Origin of the sequence: Pedobacter xixiisoli, assembly GCF_900215335.1 — a bacterium.
GTDB classification, from domain to species: Bacteria; Bacteroidota; Bacteroidia; order Sphingobacteriales; family Sphingobacteriaceae; genus Pedobacter; species Pedobacter xixiisoli.
Window position 1 is genome coordinate 853,013 of the sequence record NZ_OCMT01000002.1, and the last position, 13,593, is coordinate 866,605.

The window sequence follows — 13,593 nt, forward strand, 5'->3', positions numbered from 1 at the left end:
CGCTATCTTATTTAGTCATTAATTATAGGCAAGGCAATATCAACCAATACCCCACTTCCATTTAATCCCTTTTTATCTGTAACGTTAAATTTTGCTTTTAAACCCCTAGAGGTAAACAACAAATCAAATCGCTCTTTTAAAATAATTTGTGCCAGAGATTGTTTTTTTTGCTTATCATCAGCCTTTTTAGTCAATCCGCTACCGTTATCATCCACCTCGATAATTAAACAATCTCCATCAATTTTGAAGTCAATTCTCAGAAAACCTTTGTAACTAAGGTTCCTAAAGCCATGCTCTATGGCATTTTCTACAAAAGGCTGAATGAGCATTGGCGGAATAAGCATTTCGTTTACATCTAATTCACTATCTACCGTAATTTTGTAGTCGAAAGCACCTGCATAGCGCATTTGCTGTAGCTGAATGTAATTATTTAAGGAGGTAACTTCTTCCTCAATTTCTATAAAATCTTTTCTGTTCTGCTCTAAAATACCACGCAACAATCCAGAAAAAGATTTCAGGTAACGAACCGATTCACTGGTATGTCCAGAGGCAATTAAACCTTGAAGGTTAGCGATAGCATTAAAGATAAAATGAGGATTTAATTGAGCTTGCAGCAGTTTTTGCTCCATGTTCAATTGTTGATTTTCAGATTTCAATAAGCTGTTTCTCGCTCTTAAACGCTGTTGACGATAGATGATGTAAAAAAGAGAAATCACACCTAAAAACACTAAAAATGATAGAAATATCGTCCAACGTTGCTGCTTAATAACGGTTTCGTTTAACTGATTTCTACTTTTTAGCTGCTCTATATTTTGATCTTTTTTTTCTGCTTCATACTTCTCATTCATCTCCGCCACTTTATCTGCTTCAATGGCTTTAAAATTCCGAAGCTCTATGGCGTGGGCTACCGCTTGCGCTTCCAAGGCTTTGACGTAATCGCCTTTCATTTTATAAGAATCTACCAAGCCCATAAAATGTACTTTTTTCTGTTTACCAGATGGGTCTTTGTCTTCTAAGGCAATACCTTCTTTATAATAACGTATAGCAGAATCTGGCTGTTTGTTCAGGTTAAAAGCCGTTGCTAAATTATTGTACGCAACATCGTTTAGGTTATTGGTCTTCTTAAGATAGTTGAAGTAGATTTTACTACAAATCAGGGCCTTGGCATGTAAATTTTGCGCACTGTAAATTTGGGCCTCATTGTCGTAAGTACGGGCAATAGCTAAACTATCGTTTAACTTTCTCGCTAAAATTCGAGCCTGAGAATTGTAATAGCCCATTTTCTTAAAATCGCCCAAGCGGGTAGCCAACAAAAAGGAAATATCAAAATATCGCTGCTTAATTACCGCATGCTGATTAAAGGGATGATTTTCGAAATACAAAGCTGCATAGGCCAATGATTTTTTATCATTGTGGTTTTGATAGTAAGCCCTAGCCAATAAATCATAAAAACGATAAGTTAATCTACTTTTTAAGCGCTCGGAAGTTTCAATTGCAGTAAATATGCGCTTCATCAAAACTGATTCTACCATTGAGCCGTTACCCAAAGCCAAGTCTAACAGCTGATATTCTTTTAATAATTCAATTTCGTCTAAAGGATTTTTGCTTTTTATTTTTTCAAACTCCAGTATAGCACTGTCTCGCTTTTTCTCGCTATTATATTTTCTACCTTTAAAATAGTGATAGTAAGGATTTGCCTCTCGATTAGCCTGTAAAGACAATAGACTATCTTCCCTACGGATGATAGTTCTCACTTTAACCGAAGAAAGTGTATCAAAAGAAATAATAAGCGTTAAGTAGTCTTTTTGTATCGAAATTGCAGCTTTGTTTTCTTCTTTGGCTAAACTATTTTCATTGTTACCGCATGAACTTATGAATAGCATACCCAAAACAAGGAAAAAGATTACAAATACATTTCTTACGCTACTATTCATTAATGACGTCTTATCAGATTTATTGAAATATGCTTTAAATATAGAGACAGAAAATGTGAATGAAGAAGGCTATCAAATATTCGCCACCTTTCAATCCATATTCGCAACTGTCAAATATTTATTTGAAAATACACTACAAACTACCAAATAGATTTCACGTTGTAAACTTCCAGGTTTTTAACCTCTATGTTGTTGCCCCAAAAATGTAGGCCTTCGTTATTCTGCTTGTTTGGTTTTCTCTCCATCGAATAGGAAAATGCACCTTTATCTACAAACACTTCAATAGAAGTTCTATCGATATAGATGTCTGCCGTAATTTCCATACTGGTCATCTCTTCTGGCGAATAAAATGTGCCATTAACCGTGTTCCAATTCATATCATAATCTAAAATACGCTGCCCAAAAAGATTTAAACCAGCACTAGTAGCATGCGACAATTTGATGGTTGTTTTTATCCTTAGCTGATCAGCGCCCTTATACTCCTTTAGCTTATCATTTGCTGTGCCAGAAGTTAAACTACTCCATTCATTCACCTTCTCAAAAAGTTGGCCAGCTTCTTTAATGGGTTCGCTAAACATTCTCACGCCATCTTTAGTGGTTCTCAAAGTCAGCTCTGTTGGCAGCAACATCATTCCATTAAAGGGCATTTCTGGATGGTTAACCCTTCCCCAACCCATCTGTATTCTTCTGCCATCGGCTTCAGGTATATTGGTAAAAGTTTGTGCCGCATATAAGGTACCTTTTACGTTCATGTATTTTCCAGCTTCTGGCGTAAATTTCTTACCATCGAAAGAACCAATCATGTAGGTGTTTGAAGCACCTAACATTACCCATTTAGTTTTGTTTTTGTCGCCATCAATAGGCAGTTCAAATAAATCCGGACACTCCCAAAAACCAGTGGTATGGCTTTCAAAGGTCCAATCTTTTAAGTTTTTAGAATTGTAGATAGAATGACCGTCACGCTCGTTCAAAACCATTACCCAATGGTTGCCCGGCTTGTACCAAAACACACGTGGGTCTCTGGTATCTACACTGTTCCATTTTTCTTTCGAATCAATCAATGGGTTTTGATTATATTTTGTCCAAGTGCGACCTTTATCTAAGCTATAAGCCATACATTGGATTTGCTTATTTTCTGTAAATGCGGTGTAAAAAGCCAACATTGCAGGGGTTTTACCTTTATTATAACCAGCTGTATTGTTATAATCTATTACGGTTGAACCAGAAAACATGGTTCCCAATTCATCTGGCAATAGTGCACTTGGAAGTTCTTCCCAATGGATCATATCCTTACTTACGGCATGGCCCCAAGTCATGTTCTCCCACTCACGCTCATAAGGATTATGCTGATAAAACAAATGGTATTCCCCCTCAAAATAAATCATCCCGTTAGGATCGTTTATCCAACCTCTTCTACTTGTGAAATGAAATTGAGGTCTATTTTTTTCTTTATAAATAGAATCTTGGCCAACTATTTCATCATTTTGGCTGATTTTTTCCAAGCCTGTGCCGTCGCCGCTATAGTTAATTTTAATGGTTTTTCCTTTTAGTGCAGATACGTCGCAGAACACCCAATACTCTGGTGTTCCCGACAATCTAATTTTGAAAGATCGCTCTTGTTTCCCTCCTACTTCAAATTTCATTGTTCCCCTGTCTTGCTTTTGGGAAACAGGTAGGTTCAAATACTTTTTTGTGATTTTAATGCTAATGTCGGCTGCAAACGAGATTTGACTCACAAAGAGTACGGCAACCGTAAATAATAATTTCGGATTCATTTTTGGTTAATTGTAAGAATGTTATTGATCCCGATTCTTTTGAGTAATGCCCGCGAAGCCTCCGTAAGAAATCGTTTACTAATTCCTCGAAAATAATAAAAGCATTACAAATTCTGCTTGTTTAATTACTTTTTGAGAAGTAAATTGCAAGGAACGTTTAACCAAATACATCAAATGGCAGCAATTAAAAATTTAGCAGTAGCACTTTCTTTCTCTATTTTAACCATAACGACAGCGATGGCACAAAAACCAGAAGATACGGAGTTTTATAAACCAGTGCCACCAAAAGTTACGGCTGGAAAAACATTTGCTGATGCACCCTCTGATGCGCTAGTTCTCTTTGATGGCAAAAATTTAGACCAGTGGGTTTCGGTAAAAGACAAAACCAAACCTGCCGCTTGGACAGTTGCCAACGGTGCTTTCACCGTTAAAAAAGGAACAGGAAATATCGAAACCAAGAAGTCATTTCTCAATTATCAACTACATTTAGAATGGAAAATTCCTGCAAATATCACAGGCAAAGGACAAGGCAGAGGAAATAGTGGTTTGTTTTTGGCTTCAACTGGCGGCGGCGATGAGGGCTACGAATTACAGATTTTAGACAACTACAATAACGACACTTATGTAAACGGACAGGCAGGTAGTATTTACAAACAGTTTATCCCATTAGCAACCGTGAATAAAAAACCTGGCGAATGGCAAACCTATGATGTAGCTTGGACCGCTCCAGTTTTCAATACTGATGGTTCGTTGAAATCTCCAGCAAGAGTTACCGTTTTCTTTAATGGTGTATTAGTTCAAAATAACATTGCCCTAGATGGACCAACACAGTATATTGGTAAAGCATCTTACCAAAAAGCACACGGCGCCTGCCCTATTAAACTACAAGATCACGGTGACCCGAGCGAACCGATTAGTTTTAGAAATATCTGGATTAGGGAGTTGTAAATGATTCGGTAAAATTTATCGTAGCAACTTATGAAGATCAATACACAAGAATTTTACGCCTTAAATAGGAACTTTGACGAAGCTGACGAACTTAGAAATGCCGCACTTCAGATTGAAAGTTCGGCAGAGTTTAAAATTTGGCTTCAAATATGGGATAGCCGTATGTCTTACCTAATCTTTTTAGAAAACAATCGATCTGCCAAGCTACATTTTAAGAATTTGAATTCTGTAAATTTATTTATATCAAAAGATACAGATAGATGGAGAAAACAAAGAAAACTAGTAAAGGATATATACAATGTAATTAACTCAGGTTTTTCATATCAAGACCATCTTATAAGTAGGAATTATCATGACAATTCTAACAGCAAGGATACTTATACCTTTTTCAGATATTTACGCAACTTCATCGTTCATAAAGACACTTTCCCATTACTGACTAAATTAGAAAATACAAGTATTTTCCAAGCTATGAACAAATCTGCTTTCGTCTCCTATTTACAATCCAAACTTGATAATAATATTGCAAATGATACACAAAGAGATCAAAGAGAACGTCCAAAGTTAGAGAAGGCTTTAGAATATACTAATAACCTTCCTGAAGTTTTCAACTTTGAAAAAATTTATGACTCTTATCAGGAAGATGTTATTGGACTTCATCACCGTTACATAAAGAAATTGGTAAAAGCTCATTTGAGAGAACTTAAAAAGCTCTATTCAAAAACTACGGCACACGAAATTAGTCGCTCCAACTATCTTCAGAAATATAATATTTCAATTAGCGATATTAGCAGAGTATTGAATTCATATCAAATGAGATATTTAAAAATTCTAAGCAAGAGTTAGAAATAACAGTCTATTGAAAATCATATTAAAATAGAGAAACTTAGATTTCTTATCCCTATTGAACATTATTTCTTATTACCTCAGAGATACCCTTATCTTTGCGCCGATATTTAATCAATACAACTCGTGATCAACGTAAATAATGTTTCTGTCTCTTTTGGAGGGACAACCCTTTTCAGTGATGTTTCTTTCTCTATCAATGAAAACGACAAAATAGCCCTGATGGGCAAAAACGGTGCAGGAAAATCAACTTTGTTGAAAATTATAGCTGGCGCAGGACAACCTACCAGTGGCAATATTTCTGGACCTAAAGATGCTGTAATTGCTTACTTACCGCAGCATTTATTAACGCAAGACAACTTAACGGTATTCGAAGAAACTTCTAAAGCTTTTGAAGAAGTTTATCAGATGCGTGATGAACTAGAAGAGCTTAACAAGCAACTAGAAACCCGTACTGATTATGAGAGTGACGATTACATGAAAGTAATCGAACGTGTATCAGAATTAAGTGAGAAATTCTATTCTATTGAAGAAACCAATTACGATGCGGAAGTAGAAAAAGTTTTAAAAGGCTTGGGTTTCTTGCGTAGCGACTTTACCCGTCCAACCTCAGAGTTTTCTGGCGGATGGAGAATGCGTATAGAACTAGCTAAAATCCTCCTTAAAAAACCTGATCTGATATTACTGGATGAGCCAACCAACCACATGGATATCGAGAGTATTCAGTGGTTAGAGGAATTTTTGGTGACTTCGGCCAAAGCGGTAATTGTAATTTCCCACGACCGTGCCTTTGTAGACAACATCACTAACCGTACCATAGAGGTAACCATGGGGCGTATCTACGATTACAAGGCGAAGTATACCCACTATTTGCAGTTGCGTCAAGAGCGTCGTCAACACCAGTTAAAAGCTTACGAAGAGCAACAACGTTTCATTGCCGACAACCAAGAATTCATCGACAGATTTAGAGGCACCTATTCTAAAACGTTACAGGTACAATCTCGAGTAAAGATGCTAGAGAAGCTTGAAGTTATAGAAATAGACGAAGTAGATACTTCAGCTTTGCGCTTAAAATTCCCTCCTTCTCCGCGTTCTGGTCAATACCCGGTAATGGTTGAAGAATTAACCAAAACCTACGGCGACCATGTGGTATTTGAAAAAGCTTCGATGACGATTGAAAGAGGTGAAAAAGTAGCTTTCGTTGGTAAAAATGGCGAAGGTAAATCGACCATGATCAAAGCCATTATGGGTGAGATTGATTTTGAGGGTGGCTTAAAGGTAGGACACGGCGCTAAAATTGGCTACTTCGCTCAAAATCAAGCATCCTTACTAGACGAAAGTATTACCGTATTCGATACCATAGACCAAATTGCGGTTGGCGATGTAAGGGTAAAAATCAAAGATTTGCTAGGTGCATTTATGTTTAGCGGCGATGATACCACTAAAAAGGTAAAAGTATTATCTGGTGGGGAAAAAACCCGTCTAGCCATGATCAAACTTTTACTAGAGCCAGTAAACGTATTGATCCTCGATGAGCCTACCAACCACTTGGACATGAAAACCAAGGATATCATTAAGGAAGCTTTACAAGATTTTGACGGCACTTTGATCTTGGTTTCTCACGATAGGGATTTCTTAGATGGATTAGCGAATAAGGTATTTGAATTTGGCAATAAACGCGTTCGTGAGCATTTCACAGACATTAAAGGTTTCTTGGAATACAAGAAAATGGATAGTTTGAAGGAAATTGAAAAGTAACTACCTTTAAATAACCACAAAGACACATAGGTATTAAAGCTAAGACTTTCTTCCTATGTATCTATGTGCCTTATCTCCTTCTTACTGTAATGGTGGGTAATCAAGCCTACCATCACCAATTTGTAAAGCACCATTTATTAAATTGATATTCACAAAGCTATCCCGTAACTTTGCAGCTCAAATTAAAACAAAATCATATGTCATCAGTAGAGACAACTTACGTACCTTACAAAGTTAAGGACATTTCACTGGCGGAATGGGGCCGCAAAGAGATCGAATTAGCAGAAGCAGAAATGCCAGGCTTAATGTCATTAAGAAAAGAATTCGGTCCAACACAACCCCTAAAAGGCGCTAGAATTGCAGGATGTTTACACATGACCATCCAAACCGCAGTTTTAATCGAGACTTTAGTAGAACTAGGTGCAGAAGTTACCTGGTCTTCATGCAATATTTTCTCTACACAAGATCACGCTGCTGCTGCAATTGCTGCTGCTGGTATTCAGGTTTATGCTTGGAAAGGCTTAAACGAAGAAGAATTTGACTGGTGTATCGAACAAACTTTACACTTCGGTCCAGATCGTCAGCCTTTGAACATGATTTTAGATGATGGTGGTGATTTAACCAACATGGTATTTGATAAATATCCTGAGTTAATCGCTGCAATCAAAGGTTTATCAGAAGAAACGACTACCGGTGTTCACCGTTTATACGAGCGTATGAAAAACGGCACATTGCACTTACCTGCAATCAACGTTAACGATTCAGTAACTAAATCTAAATTCGATAACAAATACGGATGTCGTGAATCTTTAGTAGACGCAATTCGTCGTGCTACCGACGTAATGATGGCTGGTAAAGTGGCTGTTGTTTGTGGTTATGGTGATGTAGGTAAAGGTTCTGCGGCTTCATTAAGCTCACAAGGTGTACGTGTAATCGTGACTGAAATTGACCCAATTTGTGCTTTACAAGCTGCAATGGAAGGTTACGAAGTGAAGAAATTTGCTACAGCTGTGAAAGAAGCTGATATCGTGGTAACTACTACAGGTAACCGTGACATCGTTCGTGGCGAGCACTTCAAAACGATGAAAGATAAAGCTATCGTTTGTAACATCGGTCACTTCGATAACGAGATTGACATGGCTTGGTTAAACCAAAACTATGGCAACACTAAAGTGGAAATCAAACCTCAAGTAGATAAATATACTATCGACGGTAAAGATGTAATTATCTTGGCTGAAGGTCGTTTGGTAAACTTAGGTTGTGCAACTGGTCACCCATCTTTTGTAATGAGTAACTCTTTCACTAATCAAACTTTAGCTCAGTTAGAACTTTGGACTAACAGAGATGCTTACGAAAACAAAGTTTACGTTTTACCTAAGCATTTAGACGAAAAAGTAGCTCGTTTACACTTAGAAAAAATCGGTGTAGAGTTAGATATTCTTGATCCTCACCAAGCAGAATACATTGGTGTAGCGGTAGAAGGTCCATTTAAGCCAGAAGCTTACAGATACTAGTTTAAGCTTAAAGCAGAAAGCTCAGAGCTTAAAGTAGAAGGCTTAAAGCTTAAAGCTAATTTATAGTCTTTAAATAAACAGAAAAGGATGTGCAATTTGTACATCCTTTTTGCGTTTATGCCGTGTTAGGTTATGCAGAATTTAAGCGATTGATAATAAAATTATTATTCCAAAAAAATGTATACCTTACAGACAAATTCAAAGCGAATTTAAAACCAACGACATACTAAAACCACAAACTAAACAATGCATTTCTTTGAGAAGGTTTTGCAACCGCCTGCCTATGGATGGAAGGACCAAAACGATAATCTGATTAAGCCTACAGCAGCTCAAATTTTAGGAGAATTCTTTAGCAGACTAAACATTTTTCGAGATAAAAAAAACTGGCTGCCCTTATTAAGCTGGGTTAAAATCTTATGCCTAATCCCATTTTTCTTCGTCTTCTTAATTTACTACATAGAATGGTGGACAGTTTTAGCTGCCTTTGTTTACAGTATGATTATTATGGGTACACACGGAACCATTTGGCATCATCGGTATTGCACTCATGGAGCTTATACTTTCCGAAATAAATTTTGGCGTTTCTTCACACAGAACTTAACCATTAACGTTATTCCAGAGGAAATTTATGTCATTTCTCACCACGTTCACCATTCGTTATCAGATAAACCTGGAGATCCTTATAATGCGCAAGCTGGGTTTTTGTATTGTTTTCTGGCGGATGTAAATCATCAGCCAATAGCAAAAGACCTAAGTGAAGCTGAATTTAAACGTGTACAGCAACTGATGGAACATACTGGCGTAAAGTCAAATACGTATGCGCAATACCAGAAATGGGGCTCGTATGTTAACCCAAAAGGTGCCATTTTATCTTGGTTATTAAACTGGGCATTTTGGTACGCTGCATTTTATTTAATTGGTGGACATGCCTTAGCGTGTACTTTATTTGGCGCTGCTGGTTTTTGGGGAATTGGTGTACGTACTTTTAACTACGAAGGTCACGGAAAAGGCGAAGACAGAAAAAAAGAAGGTACCGACTACAACCTAAAAGACAATTCAATTAACCAATTATGGCCAGGTTTTGTAGCTGGCGAATGGCACAATAATCACCACCTGTACCCTAAAAGCGCAAGAAGCGGTTTTAAACCACATCAAATTGATTTGGCTTGGTACTATATTAAAATGATGCACACTTTTGGAGCGGTAAAGCAATACAAATGCTTCAAGAAACAATTCTACGCCAAGCATTACTCACCTGTAGTTTGTGAAAAACAGGCTAATATTGCTGAAAAGTTAACTTAATTTCTAGTAGACCCTTAAAAAAGCAGGCCTCCAAAGATATTTGACGGCCTGCTTTTTTAATTGGGAATTTCAAGACATTTAAATCTGTTAACTAAAGCGCTTTTAAAAAATCCAAATACAAGGGCACACTTTTTTCCACCCATTCTGCAGAGGTATTAAACTCCATCCCGTAATAAGCAAAGTATGGTCTATAATCTACTTTTATATATTCAAAACTTAGCTCAAAAGGTCTCAGCAATTCTTCCAAAGTATATTTGTATTTAGCTCCATGCTGAAAATCTTCTTTATCTACTCCAGCGGAAATTGCAAGCGCTACTTTCTTTCCAGCCATCTTGTAGCCACTTTTACTACCATAGGCCCAACCATGCAGTAAAACCTCATCCATCCATGTTTTTAATAAGCCTGGGCAACTGAACCAATAATACGGAAATTGAAATATGATTTTATCATGCTGCTCAATCAGTTTCTGTTCGGCCTTTACATCAATTACTCCATCTGGATAAACTTTATGTAGCTGATGGACCTTGTACAACTCTGGATATTTCTCCAGCTCGGCTACCCATCTTTTGTTTATTACCGAAGTTGCTATATCAGGATGTGTTACGATTATCAAAGTTTTCATCTGTTCTTATCTTTGTTTTACAATGCAAAGCTAAGCAGCTTACTGTTATTTTAGTAGCTTAGCAGCTCAATGTAGGGTACTATAAAAAGTGTAAGTAATGTCCAAAATCAAAGAAAGCTCAACTAACTTCGCAAACAAACAAGCCTTAATGGAAGAATGTCCAGAGGTTTACGCGGCCAACATTATTGGAGGGCAGTGGTCATTAGTTATCTGCTCGTGGTTATTAAATGGCAAACTTAGGTTTGGAGAGCTTAAAAAATTACTGCCAACAATTACCGAACGAATGCTCACCCTACAACTTCGCAAACTGGAAGAAAACAAAATTGTAAAAAGAACTGTGTACGCTGAAGTGCCACCACGTGTAGAATACGAACTCACAGCCATTGGGTACGAACTTGGCCCTATTATCAAACAACTGGAAAAATGGGGCGAGCGGCACAAAGAACTGTAATGCGCAAAAAAGTTAATTTGTCTGCAGTTTACCCGCTTTAATTACTACTTCAATATCTTTAAGTGCCGCTATATCCTTCAATGGGTTTTCTTTTAATACGATTAGATTAGCTCTCTTCCCTATTTCTACAGAACCAATATTCTTTTCTTGTCCAATTACTTCAGCAGCAATTAAAGTAGCAGAGCGAATAGCTTCAGCGTTGGTAAAACCACAATCGTTAACGAAATAATTTAATTCATCCAATAAACGAGGATATGGACTTTTTAAATCTACGATCTGATCGGTACCTGTAGCAATTTTCACACCTTGTTGATGAACTCTCTTCAATAATTTCAGTACCCAAGGATCTCTATCTACAGAAACACAGAGTGTTGCGTCTAAAATTGCATTATGCTTTTTCATCTCGTTACAAAATTCGGTAATATCTATGCCCGCCACAACACTATCTCTATAAGTATTGGTTGTGGTACGTCGGTTAAAAAGCGTATCTGGTTTTCTTAATGTTTCTAACATCGATACGTGAGAAAGCACTTCCATCCCTGATTTCACAACGTCTACTGGCGACGCTGGATACAACATGGTATGTCCCCAAACCTTTAAACCATTACGTTTTGCAGCACTTGTTACCAAAGGTAAAAACTGCGCATCGAAAGAATGATATAATTTAACACCTGTTACGCCTACACTTTTCGCCCAAATCATGGCTTTATCTAAATCGTCACCTGGCATTAGCCTTTGTTGCCAAGCGGTGTAGGGTTCTTTTCTGATATTTTGTCCTCTATTATAATACCAATCTCCCGCCATAAAGGAAGAATAGTAAACATCTGGACCACTTTTTTCTCCCGCATTAATTGCTGTACTTGCTTTGAGCAAAGCATCTCCATCACCTCCAGCATCTCTTACCGAAGTAATTCCGTGTTTCAAGAAATAGTTCAGATGGCTATAAGTATTTTCTATATTATTTTTAAAATTGCTGGTTACATGGACGTGCACATCTATCAAACCAGGCATTAAAAAAGCTCCTTTAAAATCTATGGTTTTAATTGGTTGATCTGTTTTAAAACTGTTTCCTATCGCTGCAATTTTACCATCCATAATGGTTAAGCTTTTTCTCTTGATGAATTTGCCTTTTGCTACATCTAAAACATTTACATTTTTCAATACCAATATGGTATCGTTAACCGTCACTTCAGCCATTGATTTCGACACAGCTATTGACAAAAAAGCAGTCAATATTAAAATTATTTTCTTCATTTTTTTGATGATTAAAAGAAAAACGCAGTGGCATCCACCAACTGCGTTTTCTAATTATTAACTAAACTACCTTTATTTGCCTTTAGGTTTGTTGAACAATTCTGACAGGAAACCTTCAAGGTCATGCCCTCTTAGTTTGGTTGCCACAATTTCCCCTTCGGGATCAATAATACAATTAAATGGAAGTGCTTTAAAGCCATAACTATCTGCCACTTCTCCGTTGGTAGATCTCGGATCATTGAGCTGTGTCCAAGTGAGTTGATCGACTCTTACCGCAAGCTTCCAAGCAGTTTCCGAAGCATCCATTGATACACTTACAAACTCAATATCTTTTCCGTATTTGCTTTGCAACTGTTTTAACAGCGGATGTTCTGCTCTACATGGCGGACACCAGCTTGCCCAAAAATCTAGAAAAACAAAACGACCTCTATAATCTTTTAAGCTTACAGGCTTTTTCGCGAAATCATTTAAAACGAAATTAGGCGCTAAGTTTCCTTTTTTAATGGCAATTTCCGTGTCGATAAATTGCTTAATCCGCTTTGCGTAAACACCATTTTTTGCTTTTGCCGATAATAACTTGTAGGCAGTAGCAGCTCTTTTTCTCTCTGCATCTCCTAAATAAGTATCTATCATCGCTAAAGACGCCGCAGTAGATTCGCTGTTGTTCTTCACAAAATTAAGCGTTAAGCTGTCTAGCCTACTCTGGTATTTCACGTAATGAGGATTATTTTTGTCTTTTCTATCAGCACCGCTTGCATCTAAAGCTTTTCTGTAATCTCCAGATAACTGGTGAGATTTTGCTTTAAAACTTTCGAAAAGAATATTCTCACTTGCATCATCTATTTTCAAAGCATGAAATTGTGCTACACTCCCAGTAACATTTATCGTTGTGTTTTCTGCAATGAAAATTTTAATCTGCTGATTTGCCGAATTGCTGAGTGTGCAAAGTACATTTTCGGGCAATGCTATTTTTAAGGAAAACTGATTGCCTTTTAAACTGGTAGAATCTATAATATCCTTTCCGTTATAACGATATAAGATTTTGATAGCTGTACCGTCTTTGCCTTCTAATTTTCCTGTAATAACACCACCTCCATATTTAAATGCCAATGTACCAAGCATCAACACTGTTGCTAAACTGGCATATGCTATTTTTAAAGATGTAGGGTTAAACTTTTTCATGGTAATG

11 protein-coding genes are annotated in these 13,593 nt (G+C 37.1%); 6 read left to right on the top strand and 5 right to left on the bottom strand.

Annotated features, from left to right (window positions below):
- Window positions 1-11: 11 nt before the first annotated feature.
- Both CRO54_RS09910 and CRO54_RS09915 read right to left on the bottom strand, forming a co-directional pair.
- Window positions 12-1,934, bottom strand: coding sequence for a tetratricopeptide repeat-containing sensor histidine kinase (locus CRO54_RS09910; RefSeq protein ID WP_097131506.1), 1,923 nt, complete (start codon window positions 1,932-1,934; stop codon window positions 12-14).
- A gap of 140 nt (window positions 1,935-2,074) precedes the next feature.
- Window positions 2,075-3,709: a glycoside hydrolase family 32 protein gene (locus CRO54_RS09915; RefSeq protein WP_097131508.1), complete on the bottom strand. Its 1,635-nt coding sequence runs from the start codon at window positions 3,707-3,709 to the stop codon at window positions 2,075-2,077.
- A 174-nt stretch (window positions 3,710-3,883) separates the two neighbouring features.
- Here CRO54_RS09915 and CRO54_RS09920 point away from each other — a divergent pair, with 174 nt between their 5' ends.
- The 5 genes from CRO54_RS09920 (at window position 3,884) to CRO54_RS09940 (ending at window position 10,077) form a co-directional block, all read left to right on the top strand.
- On the top strand, window positions 3,884-4,657 hold the full coding sequence (locus tag CRO54_RS09920) for a 3-keto-disaccharide hydrolase (RefSeq protein ID WP_097131510.1): 774 nt from the start codon (window positions 3,884-3,886) through the stop codon (window positions 4,655-4,657).
- Between the two features lie 30 nt (window positions 4,658-4,687).
- Window positions 4,688-5,503: a hypothetical protein gene (locus tag CRO54_RS09925; RefSeq protein WP_097131512.1), complete on the top strand. Its 816-nt coding sequence runs from the start codon at window positions 4,688-4,690 to the stop codon at window positions 5,501-5,503.
- A gap of 126 nt (window positions 5,504-5,629) precedes the next feature.
- Window positions 5,630-7,261, top strand: coding sequence for an ABC-F family ATP-binding cassette domain-containing protein (locus tag CRO54_RS09930; RefSeq protein WP_097131514.1), 1,632 nt, complete (start codon window positions 5,630-5,632; stop codon window positions 7,259-7,261).
- Window positions 7,262-7,458: 197 nt separating this feature from the next.
- Window positions 7,459-8,775 (top strand): adenosylhomocysteinase, encoded by a 1,317-nt coding sequence (ahcY, locus tag CRO54_RS09935; protein ID WP_097131516.1) that lies wholly within the window; start codon window positions 7,459-7,461, stop codon window positions 8,773-8,775.
- A gap of 246 nt (window positions 8,776-9,021) precedes the next feature.
- On the top strand, window positions 9,022-10,077 hold the full coding sequence (locus CRO54_RS09940; protein ID WP_097131518.1) for a fatty acid desaturase: 1,056 nt from the start codon (window positions 9,022-9,024) through the stop codon (window positions 10,075-10,077).
- 91 nt (window positions 10,078-10,168) lie between these two features.
- Here CRO54_RS09940 and CRO54_RS09945 read toward each other — a convergent pair whose 3' ends face one another.
- Complete coding sequence (locus tag CRO54_RS09945; RefSeq protein ID WP_097131520.1) at window positions 10,169-10,699, bottom strand: NAD(P)H-dependent oxidoreductase; 531 nt, start codon at window positions 10,697-10,699, stop codon at window positions 10,169-10,171.
- Between the two features lie 97 nt (window positions 10,700-10,796).
- Between CRO54_RS09945 and CRO54_RS09950 the strand changes: the two genes are divergently transcribed.
- Window positions 10,797-11,150 (top strand): winged helix-turn-helix transcriptional regulator, encoded by a 354-nt coding sequence (locus CRO54_RS09950; protein WP_097131522.1) that lies wholly within the window; start codon window positions 10,797-10,799, stop codon window positions 11,148-11,150.
- Window positions 11,151-11,162: 12 nt separating this feature from the next.
- On the opposite strand, the gene CRO54_RS09955 is transcribed toward CRO54_RS09950, so the two are convergent.
- Window positions 11,163-12,404 carry an amidohydrolase family protein gene (locus tag CRO54_RS09955; RefSeq protein WP_097131524.1) on the bottom strand — a complete coding sequence of 414 codons (1,242 nt, stop codon included), beginning with the start codon at window positions 12,402-12,404 and terminating at the stop codon, window positions 11,163-11,165.
- 72 nt (window positions 12,405-12,476) lie between these two features.
- Window positions 12,477-13,586: a TlpA disulfide reductase family protein gene (locus CRO54_RS09960; RefSeq protein WP_097131526.1), complete on the bottom strand. Its 1,110-nt coding sequence runs from the start codon at window positions 13,584-13,586 to the stop codon at window positions 12,477-12,479.
- Window positions 13,587-13,593 lie beyond the last annotated feature (7 nt).